The 19675-nt window shown below is 60.8% G+C and carries 21 protein-coding genes and 1 tRNA gene; 4 read left to right on the plus strand and 18 right to left on the minus strand.

The genetic code is table 11. The features are described 5' to 3' along the window. The 5 genes from CGLAU_RS09135 to CGLAU_RS09155 all read right to left on the minus strand — a co-directional run bounded on the left by CGLAU_RS09135 (position 1) and on the right by CGLAU_RS09155 (position 5655). Complete coding sequence (locus CGLAU_RS09135; RefSeq protein ID WP_095660426.1) at positions 1 to 2028, minus strand: glycosyltransferase; 2028 nt, start codon at positions 2026 to 2028, stop codon at positions 1 to 3. Then, complete coding sequence (locus tag CGLAU_RS09140; RefSeq protein WP_095660427.1) at positions 2025 to 2609, minus strand: hypothetical protein; 585 nt, start codon at positions 2607 to 2609, stop codon at positions 2025 to 2027. The genes CGLAU_RS09135 and CGLAU_RS09140 overlap by 4 nt, the downstream gene beginning before the upstream one ends. Continuing rightward, positions 2606 to 3886: a glycosyltransferase family 4 protein gene (locus CGLAU_RS09145; protein WP_095660428.1), complete on the minus strand. Its 1281-nt coding sequence runs from the start codon at positions 3884 to 3886 to the stop codon at positions 2606 to 2608. The genes CGLAU_RS09140 and CGLAU_RS09145 overlap by 4 nt, the downstream gene beginning before the upstream one ends. Before the next feature lie 46 nt (positions 3887 to 3932). Beyond that, positions 3933 to 4006, minus strand: a tRNA-Ile gene (locus CGLAU_RS09150). Then, positions 4006 to 5655 (minus strand): glycosyltransferase, encoded by a 1650-nt coding sequence (locus CGLAU_RS09155; RefSeq protein ID WP_095660429.1) that lies wholly within the window; start codon positions 5653 to 5655, stop codon positions 4006 to 4008. The genes CGLAU_RS09150 and CGLAU_RS09155 overlap by 1 nt, the downstream gene beginning before the upstream one ends. On the opposite strand from CGLAU_RS09155, the gene CGLAU_RS09160 reads away from it, so the two are divergent. Beyond that, positions 5579 to 6391 (plus strand): YqiA/YcfP family alpha/beta fold hydrolase, encoded by an 813-nt coding sequence (locus CGLAU_RS09160; protein WP_232507097.1) that lies wholly within the window; start codon positions 5579 to 5581, stop codon positions 6389 to 6391. The genes CGLAU_RS09155 and CGLAU_RS09160 overlap by 77 nt on opposite strands. Here CGLAU_RS09160 and wecB read toward each other — a convergent pair. Beyond that, a complete protein-coding gene (gene wecB, locus CGLAU_RS09165; RefSeq protein WP_095660431.1) occupies positions 6388 to 7542 on the minus strand; it encodes a non-hydrolyzing UDP-N-acetylglucosamine 2-epimerase in 1155 nt (384 codons plus the stop codon). The genes CGLAU_RS09160 and wecB overlap by 4 nt on opposite strands. Before the next feature lie 167 nt (positions 7543 to 7709). Between wecB and CGLAU_RS09170 the strand changes: the two genes are divergently transcribed. Next, entirely contained in the window at positions 7710 to 7985 is a 276-nt protein-coding gene (locus tag CGLAU_RS09170; RefSeq protein WP_095660432.1) for a hypothetical protein, read from the plus strand. Between the two features lie 3 nt (positions 7986 to 7988). Here the strand turns inward: CGLAU_RS09170 and CGLAU_RS09175 are convergent, their stop codons facing one another. From CGLAU_RS09175 to CGLAU_RS09205, 8 genes are all read right to left on the minus strand, one after another. Beyond that, positions 7989 to 8969 (minus strand): Ppx/GppA phosphatase family protein, encoded by a 981-nt coding sequence (locus CGLAU_RS09175; RefSeq protein ID WP_095660433.1) that lies wholly within the window; start codon positions 8967 to 8969, stop codon positions 7989 to 7991. Then, positions 8969 to 9496: a DUF501 domain-containing protein gene (locus CGLAU_RS09180; RefSeq protein WP_095661154.1), complete on the minus strand. Its 528-nt coding sequence runs from the start codon at positions 9494 to 9496 to the stop codon at positions 8969 to 8971. The genes CGLAU_RS09175 and CGLAU_RS09180 overlap by 1 nt, the downstream gene beginning before the upstream one ends. A gap of 29 nt (positions 9497 to 9525) precedes the next feature. Next, complete coding sequence (locus CGLAU_RS09185) at positions 9526 to 10440, minus strand: hypothetical protein (RefSeq protein WP_095660434.1); 915 nt, start codon at positions 10438 to 10440, stop codon at positions 9526 to 9528. A gap of 103 nt (positions 10441 to 10543) precedes the next feature. Next, positions 10544 to 10918, minus strand: coding sequence for a type II toxin-antitoxin system death-on-curing family toxin (locus CGLAU_RS09190; protein ID WP_095660435.1), 375 nt, complete (start codon positions 10916 to 10918; stop codon positions 10544 to 10546). Continuing rightward, positions 10918 to 11106: a hypothetical protein gene (locus CGLAU_RS12295; RefSeq protein ID WP_157731330.1), complete on the minus strand. Its 189-nt coding sequence runs from the start codon at positions 11104 to 11106 to the stop codon at positions 10918 to 10920. The genes CGLAU_RS09190 and CGLAU_RS12295 overlap by 1 nt, the downstream gene beginning before the upstream one ends. A 129-nt stretch (positions 11107 to 11235) precedes the next feature. Beyond that, complete coding sequence (locus tag CGLAU_RS09195) at positions 11236 to 11838, minus strand: septum formation initiator family protein (protein ID WP_095660436.1); 603 nt, start codon at positions 11836 to 11838, stop codon at positions 11236 to 11238. A gap of 125 nt (positions 11839 to 11963) precedes the next feature. Beyond that, positions 11964 to 13238: a phosphopyruvate hydratase gene (eno, locus tag CGLAU_RS09200; RefSeq protein WP_095660437.1), complete on the minus strand. Its 1275-nt coding sequence runs from the start codon at positions 13236 to 13238 to the stop codon at positions 11964 to 11966. Positions 13239 to 13302: 64 nt separating this feature from the next. Further along, on the minus strand, positions 13303 to 14109 hold the full coding sequence (locus CGLAU_RS09205) for a lytic transglycosylase domain-containing protein (protein ID WP_095660438.1): 807 nt from the start codon (positions 14107 to 14109) through the stop codon (positions 13303 to 13305). Positions 14110 to 14251: 142 nt separating this feature from the next. Here CGLAU_RS09205 and CGLAU_RS09210 point away from each other — a divergent pair, with 142 nt between their 5' ends. Further along, positions 14252 to 14719, plus strand: coding sequence for a hypothetical protein (locus CGLAU_RS09210; RefSeq protein WP_095660439.1), 468 nt, complete (start codon positions 14252 to 14254; stop codon positions 14717 to 14719). 70 nt (positions 14720 to 14789) lie between these two features. Here CGLAU_RS09210 and CGLAU_RS09215 read toward each other — a convergent pair whose 3' ends face one another. Then, positions 14790 to 15380 (minus strand): MazG nucleotide pyrophosphohydrolase domain-containing protein, encoded by a 591-nt coding sequence (locus CGLAU_RS09215; RefSeq protein ID WP_095660440.1) that lies wholly within the window; start codon positions 15378 to 15380, stop codon positions 14790 to 14792. Between the two features lie 18 nt (positions 15381 to 15398). On the opposite strand from CGLAU_RS09215, the gene CGLAU_RS09220 reads away from it, so the two are divergent. Beyond that, on the plus strand, positions 15399 to 16046 hold the full coding sequence (locus CGLAU_RS09220) for an 8-oxoguanine DNA glycosylase OGG fold protein (RefSeq protein WP_095660441.1): 648 nt from the start codon (positions 15399 to 15401) through the stop codon (positions 16044 to 16046). A gap of 17 nt (positions 16047 to 16063) precedes the next feature. Here CGLAU_RS09220 and CGLAU_RS09225 read toward each other — a convergent pair whose 3' ends face one another. From CGLAU_RS09225 to dnaG, 3 genes are read right to left on the minus strand one after another with little or no spacing between them, the layout of a single operon-like run. Further along, positions 16064 to 16618: a hypothetical protein gene (locus CGLAU_RS09225; protein ID WP_157731332.1), complete on the minus strand. Its 555-nt coding sequence runs from the start codon at positions 16616 to 16618 to the stop codon at positions 16064 to 16066. Further along, positions 16602 to 17684, minus strand: coding sequence for an AAA family ATPase (locus CGLAU_RS09230; protein WP_095660443.1), 1083 nt, complete (start codon positions 17682 to 17684; stop codon positions 16602 to 16604). Before CGLAU_RS09230 ends, CGLAU_RS09225 begins: the two co-directional genes overlap by 17 nt. Positions 17685 to 17727: 43 nt before the next feature. Further along, positions 17728 to 19659, minus strand: coding sequence for a DNA primase (dnaG, locus tag CGLAU_RS09235; protein WP_095660444.1), 1932 nt, complete (start codon positions 19657 to 19659; stop codon positions 17728 to 17730). Between the last annotated feature and the right edge of the window lie 16 nt (positions 19660 to 19675).

The following is a 19675-nucleotide window of genomic DNA, read 5'->3' on the forward strand; positions in this document are numbered from 1 at the left end:
TTACCGCTGAAGGCCAAGCAGCCGCTTCAGAACCGACTGCGCCTGCTCCGCTGACCCGAGTGCGGAGGCGAACTCAAGCCCTTCCCTATCCAGCGGCGATCCAGCCTCCACCATGGCCCAAATCGGCACACCCGAGCCTTTGTAGTCCGAGTACTTCGACGGCAAGAAGGGGTTCTTTGCGTAGCTCGTTCCACTGGTATCCGTGTCCACCACTAGCAACGCGTCGAACTGCGTCAGCGCGTTCAGAAACTCGAGGTAACTCAAGGCCGGGTGCAGGTGCACGCCGGGTACATCCGCCCCCGTCGATGCATCTGCGTTCGAGAACACGTGCAGCGTGGGTCGCTCCGCCTCCGGAATCGCCTCTAGTGCATGGACATAATCACCCAGCCCACGGTTCGTGTAGAAGTTGCCGAAGTACCCGATGTTGAAGCGGTTCGGATCAAGCTCGAGCTCCACAGGCCGGGCAGAGTACGCCGCAGCCGGTGGTGCAGGCTGTGCGCTCACTTGAACTTTTCGCTTAACGACGTCTTGGAACCGCGGTTCATAAAAGCCGAGCACCTCATCAACCTGGTTCTGATTACTGAATGTCAGCGTGTCGGCGAGAATCAGCGTCGCAATTTCCGTGAGGGCGAAGTGGTTCGGGGTGAGAAGGTGACCCCAGCCGGCCTCTTCTACGGCGCGCTTGAGTTTTGTGGTGACTCTCCCCTTTGTCAGCGGTCCCTGGCGCTGCGCACCAGTTGCATCGCGTCGGAGCGGGTCGGAGAACTCCGCTTCCCACGAAATGGCAGGATGCTTGAGCTTGTACAAGCATCCCGCCACATGCGAGCCTGACCACAAAGCTCGGGAATACACCTTGGTGTACTTACCTCTTGCCGAGCGCGCTGCACGCTGGCCGAAGCGAGCAATCTGGTCCCACGAGGAAAAGGACGGGTACTCGTCGATCACCGTGTGCTTGCGCACCCATGGGTCGACGAGCACCGCGCTGGAATCGTCGACCTTGCGCACCGGCGTCATATCGGCGCTCACCACGTCAACCACTTCCTGGCGAGCAGCGAGTCGCTTAGCGACAACATTCGCGGCCGGGTCTGCAAAGGGAGGGAAGCAGAACGAGAACACCAGCGTCTCGTATGCTGTGCGTTCCTTGTGCGGCCAGGGCAGCCCAGTCAGACCCCGTTCGATGGCGAGATCGACCGCCCGGGTCGAGTCCTCCGGGTGCGCGGCAAGATACTCTGCGGCGAAATTGAATTGCGCCCGCTCCAGTGATTCTCGCGCCCGCTTATTTTCGTCTGGCACGTCGATTGCTTGTAGTGCCCTAATGACGTCAAGACGCTCTCCGACAGTAAAGGCGAAGCTCTCGGCTTTTCGGGACACTGAATCGGCGCGTACTTGCCTGATGTACGCAGCGTTAGCCGTGTCCTTCGGAACGACGAGCTTGAGCTGCGGGTGGTGCAGCAAGTTCGCGAAGAACGCTACGTCTTCACCCGACTGAAGCGCGGCGTCGTAGCGGTAGTTCCGAATTACCGACGCGGGTAAGAACTTGCACGCGTTGAAACCGAGTACCCAGGGGCTGGTGGAAAGTGGCGAGGCGCGTCCCGCAATCATTGCGCGGCGCGTGTTGATTGAGTTCGCTTCGGTGACACCGCTGTCGGTTGCATCCTTTATCGGTAGGAACACCACCGCATCTTCTGCCGAGGCATCGAGGCCGACCTCGAGATAGCGCGGTTCAATCCAGTCGTCGTCGTCGATGAAGGTGATCACGTCGCACCGCGCGTTGGAAAGCCCCGCGTTCCGCGCGCGCCCTGCGCCGGCTTCGGGTACGCGCAGTATGCGGGTCTGGATATCCGAGGCGTTGGCCCAGTCGTCGAGAAGCGAAAGCGATCCATCGTCGGGACCGTTCTGGATGAAGATGACCTCGAACCGGCTTCGCACCAGCGTCTGTGCCTCGAGCGAGCGTAGGAGGTGAGGAAGCCGCTCGACGCCGCCATGGGTTGGGATGATGACTGTGGCCTTGGGCTGAGCTGGGCTCATTTCAACGCCCCCAAAAGCTTGTAACCAGCGTGGATTATAGACGGCGGCAAGTACGGTTTGAGCGGCTTCGCTAAGTGAACGACTTTGGTTAGAAGAACCGCCCGTCGGCTGGGCTGGGTTTCTGCGCGAGGCTCTTCAGACACTAATTTGGTGTCGGGTCGCTTCAGCCGCTGGCCGATAAGAAAGCCGCTAATTAATTCTGCTGACGACCCGTCCGTGCGGGTCGCCCCGGTGAGGTCGAAGGCTATCCACTCCCCCACGGGTGTCACGCCGTCGATTGCAACCATGTCGAGTGACTGAAACACCATTTCCAAGTGTTGAGCACCGGCGGCGTTTGCCCAGTAGCTCAGACGGTCGCAGCCGGCTTCCGTGGCTACTTGCCAGAACTCGCCGAGTGACCGCGCATCGAGGTTGATTCCCACGAGCCAATCATCCGGAGCGATCTCGAGGCTCGGAGGGTGTTCGGTGAAAACGGACCCGCTGTCGAAGTGAGAAAGCTCGTACGGCGCGCCCAGGTCGTCGACGAAAACGATTGCTGGGCCGCTGCGCAGCTCCCGCGTTTCTACTGAGCGTAATTTCATTGTCGGTCCCCTACTTGCTCTACGAGGTTCAAAAACGCTGCGGGTGCGACCTCCTCGCGCTGATACTCAACCCAAGTTTTGCCTTGATCGCTTATGTCCAACCGCTTCGGTTCACGGGCAAGCGCTACCCACAAATCAGCAAGGGCGCGTGGGTCCTCCGGCGGCACAACGTCGCCGGCGTGAAGCGTCTCAATGAGGCGCGCAGTCTCCCCCGCAACCACGCCGCTGATGTGGATCTGATTCGCCATCAGCTCGTAGGTCTTAGACGGCACGGCGACCTCAAGCGAGTCCCAGTTGGTGAGGTGCACGAGTGCCGTGTCCGCCCAGCGGTAGCTCTCCTGCAATTCGTCCGGCGCTTGCTGATGTTGCAAGTCAAGATCGACTGCGAGCTCGTCGGCTGTTCGCCGAAGCGGCCCCCACGTCGCACCCTCGCCGACGAACCGGAGGCTGACCTGCACGCCTTCATCCTGCGCAAGCTTGGCAGCGACGAGCGCGTTCTCCAACTTCTGCGCTCGACCCAATGTCCCTGCGTAAAGCACGTGCAAATGGTGCCCACGATCGCGTTCTCTGGTTCGGTCCCGACTTGTGGACACGCTGGGGAAAACGTTGCGCACCGTCGCAGTCGGTTTGCTGAGCTCCGCCTTGAGTTGGCGCTCGAGCGAGCTCGAGGTGGTTGAGATGCCGGAGCAGCGTGACATCACGAAATTAAGTGACCATTCGGTCAACGAGATAAGAACCTGGAACGGCGCCCGCAGGAGGATCGTCTCACGCGGCGAGCGCCGACCCGTACCCGCGTTCCACTGTTTGCTCTCTCGGAACAGTGCGGGCCATGCGTCGCGTAAGTCGAGGATGTACGGCACGTTGAGTTTGCGGGCCGCGACGAAAGTCACCACGGACGTGGGAAGCGCCGGCACTGTCCCAATCACTAGGTCGGGCTCGAACTCTTTGATCTGACGGTTGCGGAGCAACCCGAACATCATTGCGGCTGCAGTCCACCCCTGGTTCAGTATCCGACGACCGAGCGAAGTGCCGGAAGGAAAGTACCCAGAGCGGTAAACGATTTCCCCGTTAGGTCCTGATTCCTCTCGGAAAGCCGTAGAGAACCCCCGATGCGCAAACCAGGTTTTGAACGTCACCGTCCGTTTGTAATGCGGCGGCGGTGCTACGACGCGCACCTCGTGGCCTGCTCGTTGAAGAATCTCCGTTAACCAAGCCCAGCGCCGCTGCGGCACCCCGTTCTCTGGGTGCCAGTATTGAGATAGGACGAGGATTCTCACGCGTCGACGTACCTCAATTCGCTACGGCAAGGACACAACTTGTACGTGGGGCCAGCGGGGCTCGAACCCGCGACCAGCGGATTATGAGTCCGCGGCTCTAACCGACTGAGCTATAGCCCCTAGCGTCGTTTCAGCTTAGCAGCTACTGAATTGACTACTGAATTAGTGCGTTCAGGTCCCAGCGCGCGTGTCATCCACGGCATGAGTGCGGGTTTCACACGTGCCGCAACCCGACCCGCAGTGTCTCGGATTCGGTGGCCTCCGGAGACCAGCTGCCGAGCAACTTGATCCAACGCATCCACGGCCACTCCCGCCCCTTGGTGATCAATAGCGATCGAGTCGATCCGAATATCCCGCGCACCGCGGACAAGTGGAATGATTCGTGCGAGGCGGATCCTCGTCTCTCCCGGAACGAACACGCTGACCGTCGCGACGAAGTCCCCTTCCGAGACATCGAAGTACGCAAACTGGCCGATTGCGCCGTCGAGAGAAGTAGCTATTCCGGCGAGCTGCTTTCGCGGGCCAAGGTCACGCCCGGATGCAGACTCGAGAGAGAGGGACAAGGCCAGAGGATGTTTCCTCAACCCTGCAGGTGCAGCCCCCTTGATCGTCACCGTGATTCCGCTCGTATCGCCGTCGATAAGGAGCTTGACCCCGTCGTCGACCGGGGCTGACCAGATCGTTTCGAAAGAGTCTTGAGTGTGCAGAACTTTGTCTGCGACAGCTGGGAAGCTGTCAGATATCGCGCTGAGGTTGTTCACCGCGGGGTACTTGCCCATGTTGGTCAGCAGCTGATCTTGCACCCGTTCGCTCTGATGGCGAAGCAGGTTGTCTTGCCCGGTGTGATTGATGCGAAGGTAGCCGAGTTTGCTCGCGTCCATGATGACCGGAGCGAGGCGGTCAGTTTTGTCGTGGGCGCCGGCCCTTGGCCCGTGAATTGCGCCGTCGTTCTCTAGCTTCGAGACGTAGAGCAGTCCCATCGAGTTCATGGGGACGTGAACTTCCCGGAAGTTGTAGAAGTGGTCCTGGTGGTAGATCGCCTCGATACCAAGCGGCAAGCTCACCGCCATGCCAGTGAACTCATTCTTCACGTAGTTCGCCATGAGCTCGAAGTAGTGTTTGGAAAGCACATCGTCATCATCCAAGCGGTACCGTCCGAAGACGCCGGGTTCGATGAGTTGCGAGATGAGTCGTTCCGACGGACCCCAGTCTCCGGTGCCGTCGGCAAGCTCTTGGAGAACTAAGAATGGGTACTTGGCCGCGGTTTCCCGCAGCGAGTCTTTGTATTTGTCAGGCAGCGACTCTGAGTACGACACGACGTGGTGGACATCGAAGTGCTCGGCTGCGTCCGCGATCGCTGGCACCGTCAACGTTGTGAAGCTGCGCTCCCGGAAATCCAGTCGCTCAGGCGAGTATAGGTAGTTGCGGTACTCCGCTTCATCCTTCTCGTCTGACTCCATGCTTGCTCTCCACGCGGCGGAGTTTGGGATGAACAAGCTGTAGCGCGTTTGCCCAATGAATCTCGGCTCCACTTTTTGCACACTCCCATCCCACGACAGTTGCTGCCCTGCAGAAACACGCACGGCGCTTAGGTCATGGTAGCGAACGATTCCGTTACCATTGACGCACCAAACGCACGAAAGGCTGGCATTGCCTCTAAAACGAAATTTCGCACGGTACGCGTCTGCCACCATGGACGGAAGCGTGTACCTCTTCAGATCGATTGCCGAATTCGAAGCGGCCGAGGTTCCCGCAGGTATTTCTTCCATCGCCTATGGCGCAGGCACGCTCGACCTTCTTCTCGTGCACCGGCCGTCGCAGAATCTCGTCGTGATTTTTCACGCCGCGGCCGATCCCGCAACTGTCTCGCTGCCGATCTTCGTGGGCCAAGGAATCACGCAAAACCTGGACGCGTCGGTGCTATTCGTCTCCGATCCGGCGCTTGACTTCCGCATCCCTATCGGCTGGTACACGGGCGATGAGAAGCGCCACCTCCAAGCTGATCTTGCAAGGGTGATTCGTCACGTCGCTTCAACGGTCGGTGCGGAAAACATCATCTTTGAAGGGTCCTCCGCTGGCGGCTTCGCGGCCCTTGTCTATTCGCATGCCTTTCCGGGCTCGCTCGCGATGGCAGTCAACCCGCAGACGGACATTTACCGCTACCACCAAGGCAAAGTGGATGAGTACCTCACTGCTTGCTGGGGTGGAGGGAAACCGCCCGCGAAAGAAACGGTCACCAGTGCGATCGAACTTTACCGCGAGTCATTTCCCAACTACGTGCTCTACCTGCAGAATCAGCGAGACGAGTTCCATGTGATGAACCACTACGAACCGTGGGCACAGCGCTTCGGCGAGTTATCCGGAACGCGTTGGACGACGATCGAAGGAGACTGGGGCGACGGTCATGCGCCCCCGCCGCCCTTCCTGCAGGAAGCGATACTGCAGTACGCCCTATCGTTTGAGGGGCACTGGGATCGACTCATCCGAGAGGGCGACTTCGATTAACCCACCGAGGTAGGTTCCAGAAGCTGCGGTTCAAACTCCTCGATTCGTTCCCCGACTCCGGTGAGTTGGGCTATCGCTGCAACCGCTCGATCAGCGGCCTGGCCGTCGCCGTAGGGGTTCACGGCGTTTGCCATCGCCTTGTACGCAGCCTCGTGGCTCAGGAGGTTTTTCGCCTCAGCCACGATCCGTTCGCGATCTGTTCCTACAAGCTTCACGGTGCCTGCGACGACAGCTTCCGGACGCTCAGTGTTCTCGCGCATCACCAGCACCGGCTTACCCAACGACGGCGCCTCTTCCTGCACTCCACCCGAGTCGGTGAGGACGAGGTAAGAGCGGTTCATCAGCGCAGTGAATTGGTCGTACGGCAGCGGGTCGGTGATGATCACGTTGGGTAGCACCTCGACCTGCGGCATCACTGCGTTTCGAACCCGAGGATTGAGATGCAGCGGGAGAGCAAAAACATGCTGCGGGTAGGACATAGCGAGGTCCTGCACTGCGCCGCCGATCTCCGCCATGGCTTCGAGATTCTCGCGTCGGTGGGTGGTCACCAATACAACTTTCTCGTCAGTTTCCGTCAGGGCTGCAAGGCGGGGATCGTCGAAGTGTACCTGCCACTTCGATGCCGCGAGGAGTGCGTCGATGACCGTGTTACCGGTGACCACGATGTCGCGCGAGCGGATGTTTTCGCGACGCAGATTCTCGCGCGACTCCTGGGTAGGCGCGAGGTGGAGGCTGGTGACCTGGCCGATGATCTTGCGGTTCGCTTCCTCGGGAAACGGCGAGTGAATGTCGCCGGTGCGAAGGCCTGCCTCCAGGTGGACTACTCGGGCACCGCAGTGAAAGCCTGCGAGCGCGGCCGTCATGGCGGTGGACGTGTCACCCTGGGAGATCACGACGTCTGGCTGTTCCTCCATGATGATCGGATGCAGGCCGCTTAGCGCGCGGGAGACAATTTCATTGAGGGACTGGCCGGGCTTCATCAGCGCCATGTCGTAATCCGGCACGATGCCGAAACGCTGATTGACCTGTTCTAACATTTCGCGGTGCTGGCCAGTGGAGACGACCACGGAATCGAATCGGTCATCTGCTTGCAGCGCGGTGACGACGGGGGCGACCTTGATGGCCTCTGGGCGGGTGCCATAGACGGTCATGATTTTTGGCTTGGTAAGTGGCACGCGATCCTCATTAAGCGTTGAAATCTCTGGGCGTTTCCGACAAACTTAATACATCTTTGCTTGGGGTTCCCTTTTACATGCAGAAAAGTTCATGCTTCGCCAGATGAAAGGGGCTGTGGCTGCGCATCTGTAGGGTGGGGTGCATGATTCAATTCGTTGTCGGTGCCGCCGCTGGGTACGTCTTTGGCACAAAGGCCGGCCGCAAGCGCTACCACCAGATTGTTAACGCCACGCAGGCTGTTGCGAACTCCCCCGTAACAAAGCAGGTGACCAACTCGGCGCGCAAGGCGATTGCCAACAAGATTGATCCGGAACCGCGGATGCGCGAGGTGAAGGACACCCGCAAGGGTCGGAAGCTGCGCGGTAAGAAGCGCAACGCGGAGATTGAGAACCAGATCCTCGAACCGGATCAGGATTAATCGCTAGTTTGGGGTCTGGTTCGGGGCGTCGTCGATGAGGGTGGCGACGATGCCGTCGAGAATGTCTTTCTCGCTGATGATGAAGCTTTGAGTGCCCGCGAGGCGTTTGAAAGCATCCATGAGTTCCTCGACCACTGTTGAACCAGCACCGATGACGTCTGCGCGGCCGGGGTGCATGACGGGGTTTTCGAGGCGCTGCTTCGCGGTTTTCGCTCGAAGGTCAGCGGTGACCTCGCGCATGCGGTCGAAGGGGATCTCGGACATGTGAATCGACTGCGGGTCGTAAGTCGGCAGATTCTGTGCCAGCGCAGAGAGCGTTGTGAAGGTGCCCGCGCAGCCGACGACGGTGCGAGCTTGGCCGAGGGGAACGACGTTCTCGGCCTCGGCGATGCGCTCACGAATGTATGTGCGGGCCTCGTTGGTTTCTTCGGCGGTGGCAGGATCGGTGTGCATGAAGCGCTCGGTGACCCGGACGCAGCCCATGCGGGTGGAGCAAGCGTGGAGGCCATCGGCGGTTTCCATCACGAACTCGGTGGACCCGCCGCCGAGGTCGATCACGCAGAACGGCTCGCGGCCGGTGCCCGCGAGATCAATGGTGGCGCCGCGGAAGGACAACGCAGCTTCTTCCTCACCGGAGATGACCTCGGCGACTGCGCCGGACTGGATCCGGCCGAGGAGTTCGCGGGTCATGGCGAAGAAGCCCTCACGGTTTGAGGCATCCCGGGTCGCAGAGGTAGCGACCATTCGCACGCGGGTCACCCCGGCGCGCTCCATCTCATCGACGTAGTTAGCGAGCGCTTCGCGGGTGCGCTCGATGGCCTCGGGCTGGAACATGCCGGTTTCGTCCACACCCTGACCAAGGCGCACGATGGTGTTCTGCCGGGTGACTTCGGTGCCGGTCGCGGCGTCGTGAATGAGCAGGCGGATGGAGTTAGTGCCGCAGTCGATGGCGGCGACGGCGCTGGTGGCGTTGGTGTCAGCCATCAGACCAGGTCCTCCCCTGCCTCGGCGAGGGTGATGTCTAGGTCCTCGAGCGTCGGCCAATCCTGCGGGATGGCGGTACCACGCAGGTTGCCGTGCTCGGCGGCGAGTGCGACGGCTTCGTCGCCGAAGCGGACGTGGCCGGAACCTTCGGCAAGCGCGTATGCGATAAGCACGTGCAGGCACTTCACGCGGTCCGGCATGCCGCCGCCCGAGAAGTCGGTGCCAAGGTCCTCGAGTGCGTTGCGCTCGGCAAGGTAGTGCTGGTGCGCGTTGAGGTAGTCGGCGCGCATTGCTTCGCCCTCGTCCGTCTCAGCGTGCAGGCGGGCTTCCATCCATTTCATCACCTGGGCCACCTCGAGCCGCGACGCTTCGGCGGTAAGCCGCGGGTCGGTGAGGTAATAGAGGGTGGGGAACGGCGTGCCGTCGTCAAGCTTTGGTGCGGTTTTGACTACCGCTGGCTGGCCGTCGGGCGTGCGGTAGGCTACGGCCAGTACGCCGCGCGGCTGCCGGCCCAGCTGGGTGGCCATGATGTCGATGTCTGCTTGGGACACTTGATTCACTTTTGCTCCTCTGTTCCAGGCGCCGGGATTTCGCGCAGAGTCTTCTGTAGTCGGTTGGATTGCTGCTTCAGCGATGCGTAAGTCATCCCGCTGGTGATCACGCCACCAACCACCGGAACAGCGCGAGTCACCGCCTTACCGGCAGTGTCTTTGGTGATCTTGATTCCGACCTGCTGAAGCACCTTCTTCGTGAACGGGTACCAAACGGTTTTCATGAGCGCCTTATTTGCCACACTCTTTCCAATTTGGGGAGCTGCGGTTTGAGCAATGAATGAACGCAAAGCATTGGAGGCGCCTCCTACTCCGAGCATGACTCCACGGAACACCGCGAACTGACCCAGCAACTCATCAGTGACCTCGTCAACGTCATCAACCAGAGAACGCCAGCCGTTTAAGTAGGCGAGCTTCTGCATGATTCGAAACGCGTGCCCGTAGTACTGAGCGAGATCGCCGGGAATCGCGAGTGCCATTGTGGCCGCTCCGCCGACTCCGGAAACGAAGGAGATTGCGGAAGACCTATTCACTTCGAAGTTAATGCTGGAACGGGCGATCGCCTCCAGAATCTCTTTGTCAATGCCGGCGGTGATCACATCAGTGGCAATCGCTCGGTCGATCAGTTCTGCACCGACCCCTCGTTCTTTGAGCTGAGAGCGGAGAAATTGCTCCCTATCAACGGCTGCAGCGCGGAGACGCAATAGTTGTTTGAGAAAGGCGACGGCGATCTCCTCTGAGTTCCCGTTCTGCTCGCTGACTGTCGTTGCGAATTCCGTCTTGTCGTGAGCGTTCGCCAAGATTTCGTTTTCTGCGCGCGACCGCTTGAACGGCAACCGGAGTTTCTTTTCGCTATTCCCGTCGTCCGAGATCGAATCCCGGTGGTCTCCTGCGGTGCTTTCGTCGTTCGAGGCGCTCATGAAAACCCATTGTCCCACAGCTCTAGCAGCTCATTGGTAGACGGATGTCGATCGATGGTCGGCTGACGAGCTGACTCGGATGCGTTCCCACCACGGACATCCATTACGCAAGGTGCTGCCTAAGCCACAGTAAGGCTTCGTGTTCTGTCAAGTCATGAGTGGCCAACGCCGCTACAAAGTCAGCGACCTCGGTTGCGGGAATTGGACCCAGGGGCTTCCCCTCTAGATCCAAATAACTGGCAAAACAAACCCACGCTGTTCGCTTATTTCCATCGAAAAAGGCATGTGCTTGCAACACGCCGAAGAGGAGATTCACCGCGCGTTCCTCAGGCGTCGGATACAGCGTCTGGCCGCCGAAAGTGAGAAGCGGCGCAGCGAGGGCAGCTTCAAGCTTGCCCCGATCTAAAACGTTAAAGTTCTTGCCAATCAACCGGCGATTCAGTCTGACCACTTCATCGGGGTCAAGACAGAACCTCATTAGCGTTCGGCCAGCAGGTCTAGGGCATCGGACCAGCGGTTGACATTCCTATCGAAAGTGGATCGAAGCTCCTCGCCGTGATGTTCTGGCGTTTCGCCTTGGGTAACCACACGCTTTGCAAACACTCGTCGCCTTTTATCGTTCCCAGCATGAGTGACTGAGGCGCGCTTTTCCACTCCATAGGTCATCTATTGAGCACCTCCTCCGAGCTTGAGAATCGCGGCTTTCCTGCTTTTGCGCAAGTCTACCGCGCTATAAGCGCAGGTTCACAAGCTGCCGTTGCTCACGCGGCGACACGAAGGATGCGTGACAGAGGTTTACTCGCTAGAAGAGTCGGAAGCATCCACCGGGGCGCCGGCGGGAGCCTCAGCTGGCTCGGGGGCTTCAACCGGTGCGCCCGCCGGAGCGTCGGCGGGAGCTTCGCTCGGCGCTGGTGCGGCGGGCTCCTCCGCGTCTTCGTCCTCGGGGAGCTCGCGCAGGGAGTCCCAGAGGAAGTGCTGCCAGTCGCGGGTGTCCGGGATCTCGTCGGTGGTGATGGTGGGGTTCTGAGTCATGCGGGGATCGATGATGCGCCAAGCGGTCTCACCCTCTGCCAGCACGCCGAGGCGACGGCGCGCCTCCTGCTCGATGTAGGCGGGGTCTTCGTAGCGCGCGATGTCTGATTCGAGTTGCTTCTTGCGCGCCTCAAGCGCCTCAATGGAGGCCTGGGCGCGGGCGATCTCTCCGCGACCTTCGTAGTAATTGCGCAGCGGCACCGCGATAGCAACAAGCACAACCAGCACCGCGGCGATGAGCAAGCCGGTAGAAGCAATGTCCTGCTGGAACAACGCCGGCTTAGTCTTATGCCTGGATTTGGCTTCCCGCTCTTCGCGCTCAGCCTTGTCGCGCGAGGCGACGGGCACGGTGTGCTTGCGATACATAGTGCCCAAGATTGTAGGTCGCGCCGCTGGCGATCCCTGCCGGGACATGCAAACGCCCCCACATCAACCGCGGGAGACGGGAGGTGTGGAGGCGCTAGAAAGGGCCGTCGATAAGCGAATTGCCCTTACTTGAAGCGCGGGAAGGCGGAGCGGCCTGCGTAGACCGCGGCGTCGCCCAGCTCGTGCTCGATGCGCAGGAGCTGGTTGTACTTAGCCACGCGCTCGGAGCGGGCCGGAGCACCGGTCTTGATCTGGCCGCAGCCAAGCGCGACAGCGAGATCCGCAATGGTGGTGTCCTCGGTCTCGCCGGAGCGGTGGGACATCATAGTGCGGTAGCCGTTGCGGTGCGCCAGGTCGACAGCGTCGAAGGTCTCGGTGAGGGTACCGATCTGGTTCACCTTCACCAGCAGCGCGTTCGCGGCGTTCTCCTCGATGCCGCGGGCGAGGCGCTCCGGGTTGGTCACAAAGAAGTCGTCGCCGACGATCTGCACCTTCTGGCCCAGTTCGGCGGTGAGCTTGGTGTAGCCCTCCCAGTCGTTCTCATCCAACGGGTCCTCGATGGAGACGATCGGATACTGCTCCACCAGGTCGGCGTAAACCTTAGCCATCTCCTCGGCGGAGTGCTGGCCGCCCTCGAAGTTGTAGACGCCGTTCTCGAAGAACTCAGAGGACGCGACGTCGAGTGCGAGCGCGACGTCGTCGCCCAGCTTGTAGCCGGACTTCTCCACAGCCTCGACGATCAGGTCGAGCGCTGCCTTGGTGGAGTCGACGGACGGTGCGAAGCCACCCTCATCGCCCAGGCCGGTGGAGAGGCCCTTGCCCTTAATCACAGACTTCAGCGTGTGGTATACCTCTGCGCCCATGCGCAGCGCCTCGCGGAAGGACTCGGCACCGATCGGGGCGATCATGAACTCCTGGACATCCACGCCGGAGTCTGCGTGTGCGCCGCCGTTGACAATGTTCATCATCGGCACCGGCAGGATGTGTGCGTTCGGGCCGCCGATGTAGCGGTACAGCGGCAGGCCAGCGGACTCAGCAGCGGCCTTCGCGGTGGCCATGGACACACCCAGGATGGCGTTGGCGCCGATGTTCTTCTTGTTGTCGGTGCCGTCAAGCTCAATCATGGTCTGGTCGATCAGGCGCTGGTCGTCGGCCTCGATGCCGGCGATGGCATCCGCGATCGCCTCGTTGACGTTCTCCACGGCCTTCTGCACACCCTTGCCGCCGAAGCGCTCGTCGCCGTCGCGAAGCTCGTGCGCCTCGTGCTCACCGGTGGATGCGCCGGACGGAACCGCGGCGATGCCGTGCGCGCCGTCGTCAAGGAACACCTCAGCCTCAACGGTCGGGTTACCGCGCGAGTCCATGATCTCGCGGCCGAAAACGTGGATGATGTCTGCCATCTAAAGGTCATCTCCTTGGGTGGGTGTATGGCATGTACGCCCCCAATTGTTGCAGAATTTGCCGCTACCGGTGGGCCGGCTGATTCAGCGCATAGTTCGCGGCCGCGTCGCGCACCTTCTTGAGGTAATCCTCCGACTGGTTGTAGGAGAAAATCGCGCTGCGCCAGCCCTCTTCGGTGGCCAGGTCACGGTCGTGCGCGCACAGGTAGTTCGCGGCAGTCAGCGCAGCGTCATCGATCTGTTGCGGGTTGGGCACACCGTCACCGTCCGCGTCGCGGCCGTAGCGCACCCAGGTCTCCGGAATAAATTGCAAGGGCCCCAGCGCACGGTCGAACTCGGTGTCACCATCCAGCCGGCCCCCATCAGTATCAGGGATGTGCGCAAAGCTTCCGGTTCCATCCAAAGCTGGGCCGATTATCGACGGCTCGGGGTAACCGCCTTCATTCAACCTCGCACTGTCAAAACTGCGGCCAGTATACGTGCCGTGACGGGTTTCCACCCAGCCGATACCCGCAATCGTGTTCCACGACAAATGGCAGTTCGGCCACGCCTCCTGGGCGATGAGCTGGGCGTTGCCGTACGCGCGCACCGCCTGCGGGCTGATTCGGGTGGCGTCTGCGATCGGTGCCGCCCACTCGGCGAGGTTATCGGCAGTGCGTCCTGGCGCGTGGACGTCGATAAGCGGAGGCGCTTCCGCTGCTTCCGGCGGCATAGTGGTGGGCACCGGCTCGCGCTGCGGGCCCGGCGCGGGGATGTCGGTGAACGAGGCGAGCCAGGCAACCAGTGCAGCGACGAGCACGATTGCGAGGGTGACGGCCAAGAGCCCGGCGCAGCCGCAGCCCCTGGCTGCACGCATGCCCCGGGTCGTCATGCGGGCTGATCCTACCCGGCGCGATTGCGGTCAAGGAAATACACAGCTCGTGTGAAACTTTTCACTTTTATCACACTAGCAACATCTGTAACATGTATACTTTTGCATCGTCCCTTCCCCATAACCTCAAAGGAACTGTTCAATGCGTCGTTTTTCCACAACTCTCGCCGCTGCCGCCCTGGCCGCTACCGCAACCCTGTCCCCGATCGCCGCTCAGGCTCAGGACGCTCAGCCTGCGCAGACCACTCAGACCACTCAGACCAAAACCGACCTTGGCACCTACGTCGAACTGACCAAGGTGCTCAACGGTGAGATCAAGACCGCTAACTGCGACACCTTGTCCACCACCCTGAAGCTGACCAAGATGGTTGACGGCGAGACCACCCGCTCCACCCTGGTCCAAAACCTGAACAAGGTTGTCGGCGAGAACTCTGTGCTGCGCCTGGCCACCGCGCCGACCGTCAATGCGCTTGGCGACCGCGCTCTCGAGTGCGGCATCGTCAAGGCCGACCCAGTCACCCCGTTGGACCAGGCAGTGAAGCTGAGCTCCCAGCTTTCCTCCGAGAACAACCTGCCGGAGCCGCGCAACCTGATGGCGCTGGCGAAGTAAAACCGCTCGGGCGACTACACGCCCAAGCAACTCACCACTGCAAAGGGCCGGGGTACACTCCCCCGGCCCTTTAGTGTTTCTCGCGGGCTTTGCCTTCTGCCCAGAGCCGGTCCTGGGTTTCGATGTCGACGGGCCCGGTCGAGCCGTCGAAGATATACGGCGCGCGCGAACGCATCTTGGCCACAAATGCACCGGCGACATCCGGGAAGCTGAAAGCGCCGCGCTCCGAGGCGATTTCGGAGTGGAAAAGCACTTGCAACAAGACGTCGGAAAGCTCTGTTAAAAGCTCCTCTTCGCTGGCCTCCTGCTCGATGGCTTCGGCGAGTTCTGCCGCTTCCTCGCGGAGGTACGGCAGGAGTGAGGTGTGGGTCATGGCCTGCTCCCACTCGCCGCGGGTGCGGGCGGCGTGCATGACGCGGACGGCTTGGTAGACGGGGTCGTCGAGCGAGGGGACGCGGATGATTTCGGCGTCGGCGGGGGCGACGGATTCGTCGGTGGTGACAAGCCAGGGCTCGGCGGTGGTGTCGGTGGTGTCGGTGCGTGGCAGGGAGCGGGCGTGGGCGGGGACGTCCCCGGTGTAGGTGACCGGGCCGCGGATCTGGTTGAGGACTTCAACTGGGATCATGTCTGGCCAACGGGGGTCGAGCACGAGGACAACCATGCATGACACAATAACCGCATGACGAACCAACTTGCTGAAGCCCTGAAGTCCGTGAACCCGACGCGCGGCGACGTGATGGAGCACTCCGTGACCTTCTCCCCGATTCGTTGGAAGACGGGCTGGCCGCACCACCTGCGCCGCGTGCCGCCGTTCCGTGACGACGCCCGCGCATCGATCACCCGGGCCGAGGTCTTCGACTTCGCGGCTGATGTGCGCGATTCGGGTTGGGCTCGCGAGCAGATCATCGATTTCTTGGGCGCGGTGTTTGCGTACCGTGCGGGCCAGACGAACCAGGTGATGGACCTGCAGCAGTTCCTGCGCAATAAGAACAACGCGTCGCAGCTGCTCGGCGCGATTCGCCAGTTGGAGGGCAAGGACGCGGTTGAGGCATATTCGTCGCTGACTGCGACGGGGCTAGCGCCGAAGTTCGCGTCTGCCGTGGCCTACTTCCTGGCCGGCGAGCAGGAAGACGGAGAGGGCAGCAAGCCGGCGATCATCTGCAACAAGCGCGCCGAGGTGGCCGGCCTTGAGCCGTCTGGCGAGTGGACCGCGGAGGAGTATGGCGAGTACCTCGCGGCGCTGCGCGAGGCGCGCGACGCGTTCGATTCGTCGCTGCCACTGGATGCGGTCGAGTACGCGGCTCGGGAGTTCGCCGGGTCTGCCTAGACAGTTTTCTTTTTCGCCTAGCGGTCGGAATGCTTCCCACGAGCTTCTCCTACGCGACGCTGGCTCCAACCGACGTGCGATGGATTAAACCGAGAGTTGCTCACGGTTATGTGCTTAACCTTCATTGGAGCACATTTCCGATCTAGATTGTCCTTGATGCCAGCCAGGGCAAGCGGAAGCATCCTGTTGTCGCCCCGCATCTCTATGGCGAGGGCTACCCGAATCTCTTCAGCGCTGACCGCGCGCCTGCAAAAATCTTTCTTCGGGTGATTCCCGAAATGAGCGACGAGCATAAGTCTCGCCATTGTGTGGAAGACTTTTAGCGCAAAGATGGTTGCTAGGTTTGGATCCGGGCGCTTGCCTGGGTAGGTATAGTCCTTCACCTCGATTAGCCAAAGACGGTTTCCCTCGAAGGCAATAAGGTCGCAGTCTTTCGCGTTGAATGGGTCGTTCGTCAAGGGTTTAGCGGAGCGCCCAGAACTGTACCAAGTGTCGAAATCTTCTACTTCCCAGTCATCCGGAAATTCAAAAACGACATCCTCTACCACTATCGACCTACTCATCGAATTCATGCTCCAGGTACCTACTGGCTTGAGCAGCCTCTTCCTCTAGGGCGGTCAGAGTCGGCAAATCTGCTTGGGTTGGCCCCACAGTTCCAGACACACCGGTGAGCACGGATCCGTTATCACTGGGCTCATGTCGCTCCAAACCGATGTAGGCGGTTACGACCGGGTCCTCATCACTCAGGAGGCGTAATTCACGCAGTATGAAGACACTATGCGTTGCAATGAAGACTTGCGTGCCATGTTTGGCTAGAAGGTGAATTGTCTTAGCAACAGCTCGCTGCGTTCGTGGGTTCAAATTCGCTTCCGGCTCATCCCAGAACAAGTAACCCTTTTCGAGAAGAACACCCGACTGGACGAGTCGCAGCACCATTGCGAGCTTTCGATAGCCTTCCGAAACCAGGTGGGCCTCAATCTTGCCCGTTCCTCCAGTTGCTGTCTTGAGCTTGACGTAGAATCGCCCATTTTCCTCGACTACGCTGCCTTCTAGAATCTCGAGAATGGGTTCCAGAAGCTGGTTCGCTCGGTCTCCTCGGGGCCCAAGCAAAGGTGTCATGCCCAGTAGCACCGCGGTGTCCCGCCAAGTTTCGTCAAAAGAGACTTCGCGAGATTCGTAGAGGGAGATTAGGCCGGGATATATTGAGAGCAGCTCACGAGACGGTAGGAATACCGCAGTGTCTTCTAGCCTTCGATTGGGCACGCTCTCGACCTTCACCCTGTTGTCAGCTGACGAGGCAAAGTTGAATGCCAACTCAGATCCAACGCCTTTGAATTTGACCGACACGTCTGCCTTGCTACGGCCCCTAACACGGCTAGCAAGACGCCCCAGAGAGTCAGGTTTGAAAACGCCGATCAGCTTGGTTGCGACAGAAGTCGCTAGGTGAGTTTTGCTGGGCTCCTCCAAATTTCCGTGGTCTACGGATTTTGTGGAGGCATACAACAGTTTCAATAGCTGAGTCTTACCGGTGCCGTTATCGCCGACTACGACGTTCAGCTGTGGGCTGAACTGGATATTCAACTCACCAAAAGGACCAAACTGCTTGACCCGTAAAGTGTCGATGGGATACTCAGACATAGCAGAAGCTTAAGTGAACACGAGCTTCTTGTCCGCAAAAGTGCTAACGCACGTCGGGCGGTGTAGAACGCAGCGCGCGCTGGTTCAGTTCGCGGCGGGCTTGTTCCAACGCGAGCAGATCGGAGAAGAGCGCGTTGTACGCCTGCTCGTCGTCGGACGGGCGCATGCGCTGCAGCCGCGCCTTCAGCTGGGCGATCTGGTCACCCACGCGGGTCTCCTGCAGCCGAGACAGCACAGAGTCCACGTAGATCTCGATGTTGTCCGCGTGGATCGGCTCGACGGCGAGCTCGGAGACGAATTTGCGCCCAGCCAGGTCACGCATTTCACCGGCCACCCGGGCGGTGTAGTTCGGGCTCACCCCACCGTCGGCGCCAACGCCCTGCTGCGCCCCGCCCGCATCAGCCATCGCCTGGCGCACCTGCCGGTAGGCGTCGTTCGTGAACGCGTCTGGGTTGATTCCGTCGAAGTAGGTCCCAGCAATTCCCGGGTACTGCAGTGCAACCTTCAGCGCTTCGCGTTGCGGCCACAGAACGGGATCGCGCGGGTTCGGAGCCGCCAGGGCGGGGGCAGCGGAAGATGCAGCGGTTGGGGTTGGGCTGGGCGTTTGACGGGGCGTCGATAAGCGAGGGCCCTTCTTTGGCTTCTTCGATTCCTCCCTGACCTGCTGAACCACCTCATCCGGGTTGGGCCAACCCACCCAACCCGCGAGCCGGCGCGCGTACTCGGTGCGCAGGACCGGATCGTTGATCTCAGCGACAATCGGCACAGTGCGGCGCAGCGCCTGCAGCCGACCCTCGGCAGAATCAAGGGAGAAGTTGGTCAAGGTCGACTCGAGCACAAACTCGACCATGGGGATTCGCTTTGCGACGAGCTCTCGAACCGCAGAATCTCCCTTGGCCAGGCGCAGATCGCAGGGGTCCATCCCCTCGGGCGCGATCGCCACAAAGCTCTGACCAGTGAATTCCTGATCACCTTCGAACGCGCGCATCGCAGCCTTCTGGCCGGCCTCGTCGCCGTCGAAGGTGTAGATGAGCTCGCCGCGGAAGTAGTTGTCATCCAACATGAGGCGGCGGATGGTTTGCAGGTGGTCGTTGCCAAAGGCGGTGCCACATGAGGCGACCGCGGTTTTCACGCCGGCGGCGTGCATGGCCATGACGTCGGTGTAGCCCTCGACGATGACGGCCTGGTGGCCCTCAGCGATGTGCTTCTTCGCGAGATCGAGTCCGAAGAGCACCTTGGACTTGTGATATAGCAGCGTGTCCTGGGTGTTCATGTATTTGCCCATTGGGTCATCGTCGAAGAGCTTGCGGGCGCCGAAGCCGATGACGTTGCCGGCCGCGTCCTTGATGGGCCAGATGAGGCGGCGACGGAACTTGTCGATCGGCCCGCGCTTGCCCATGCTGCTTAAGCCTGCTTGCTGGAGTTCCTCGGCCTGGAACCCCTTGCGCAGGAGGTGCTTGGTCAGGGTGTCCCAGCCGTCCGGGGCGTAGCCGCACTCGAAGTGGTAGATGTGGTCGCGGCTGAATCCCCGGTCCAGGAGGAACTGGCGCGCGGTCTGGGCTTCCTTGGTTTCCAGCTGCTCGCGGTAGAACGCGTGCGCGGCCTGGTTCGCGGCAAGCAGGCGCTGGCGGGTGCCCGGTTTGACGTCGCGCGCGCCCGTGGTACCACCCTGGTAGTTGATGCGGTAGCCGATGTGGTCCGCCACCGCCTCCACTGCCTCCGGGAAGGTCAGCTGCTCCATCTCCATGAGGAAGGTGAAGACGTCGCCGCCCTTGCCGGTGGAGAAACAGTGGAAGTAGCCGCGTGCGGGGCGCACGTGGAATGACGGGGTCTTTTCGTCCTTGAACGGGGACAGACCCTTCATAGAATCGTGGCCTGCGGGTTTGAGCTGCACGTACTCGCCGACGATCTCCTCGATCGGCGCGCGCTCGCGGATAGCTTCGATATCACTATCCGGTATTCTCCCCTTGGCCATGCGTGACATCGTACAA

It is taken from the genome of Corynebacterium glaucum (genome assembly GCF_002287505.1).
Taxonomy (GTDB): Bacteria; Actinomycetota; Actinomycetes; order Mycobacteriales; family Mycobacteriaceae; genus Corynebacterium; species Corynebacterium glaucum.

Excerpts from the sequence above, each read along its gene's own strand:
- CGLAU_RS09210 (WP_095660439.1), top strand. The coding sequence starts at position 14,252 with ATGCGTCGTTTTTCCACAACTCTCGCCGCTGCCGCCCTGGCCGCTACC.
- dnaG (WP_095660444.1), bottom strand. The coding sequence starts at position 19,659 with ATGGCCAAGGGGAGAATACCGGATAGTGATATCGAAGCTATCCGCGAG.
- CGLAU_RS09195 (WP_095660436.1), bottom strand. The coding sequence starts at position 11,838 with ATGTATCGCAAGCACACCGTGCCCGTCGCCTCGCGCGACAAGGCTGAG.
- CGLAU_RS09175 (WP_095660433.1), bottom strand. The coding sequence starts at position 8,969 with ATGGCTGACACCAACGCCACCAGCGCCGTCGCCGCCATCGACTGCGGC.
- CGLAU_RS09225 (WP_157731332.1), bottom strand. The coding sequence starts at position 16,618 with ATGAATTCGATGAGTAGGTCGATAGTGGTAGAGGATGTCGTTTTTGAA.
- wecB (WP_095660431.1), bottom strand. The coding sequence starts at position 7,542 with ATGACCGTCTATGGCACCCGCCCAGAGGCCATCAAGGTCGCCCCCGTC.
- CGLAU_RS09135 (WP_095660426.1), bottom strand. The coding sequence starts at position 2,028 with ATGAGCCCAGCTCAGCCCAAGGCCACAGTCATCATCCCAACCCATGGC.
- CGLAU_RS12295 (WP_157731330.1), bottom strand. The coding sequence starts at position 11,106 with ATGACCTATGGAGTGGAAAAGCGCGCCTCAGTCACTCATGCTGGGAAC.
- CGLAU_RS09190 (WP_095660435.1), bottom strand. The coding sequence starts at position 10,918 with ATGAGGTTCTGTCTTGACCCCGATGAAGTGGTCAGACTGAATCGCCGG.
- CGLAU_RS09215 (WP_095660440.1), bottom strand. The coding sequence starts at position 15,380 with ATGGTTGTCCTCGTGCTCGACCCCCGTTGGCCAGACATGATCCCAGTT.
- CGLAU_RS09220 (WP_095660441.1), top strand. The coding sequence starts at position 15,399 with ATGACGAACCAACTTGCTGAAGCCCTGAAGTCCGTGAACCCGACGCGC.
- CGLAU_RS09185 (WP_095660434.1), bottom strand. The coding sequence starts at position 10,440 with ATGAGCGCCTCGAACGACGAAAGCACCGCAGGAGACCACCGGGATTCG.
- CGLAU_RS09170 (WP_095660432.1), top strand. The coding sequence starts at position 7,710 with ATGATTCAATTCGTTGTCGGTGCCGCCGCTGGGTACGTCTTTGGCACA.
- CGLAU_RS09155 (WP_095660429.1), bottom strand. The coding sequence starts at position 5,655 with ATGGAAGAAATACCTGCGGGAACCTCGGCCGCTTCGAATTCGGCAATC.
- CGLAU_RS09140 (WP_095660427.1), bottom strand. The coding sequence starts at position 2,609 with ATGAAATTACGCTCAGTAGAAACGCGGGAGCTGCGCAGCGGCCCAGCA.
- CGLAU_RS09205 (WP_095660438.1), bottom strand. The coding sequence starts at position 14,109 with ATGACGACCCGGGGCATGCGTGCAGCCAGGGGCTGCGGCTGCGCCGGG.
- CGLAU_RS09180 (WP_095661154.1), bottom strand. The coding sequence starts at position 9,496 with ATGGCCACCCAGCTGGGCCGGCAGCCGCGCGGCGTACTGGCCGTAGCC.
- eno (WP_095660437.1), bottom strand. The coding sequence starts at position 13,238 with ATGGCAGACATCATCCACGTTTTCGGCCGCGAGATCATGGACTCGCGC.
- CGLAU_RS09160 (WP_232507097.1), top strand. The coding sequence starts at position 5,579 with ATGGACGGAAGCGTGTACCTCTTCAGATCGATTGCCGAATTCGAAGCG.
- CGLAU_RS09230 (WP_095660443.1), bottom strand. The coding sequence starts at position 17,684 with ATGTCTGAGTATCCCATCGACACTTTACGGGTCAAGCAGTTTGGTCCT.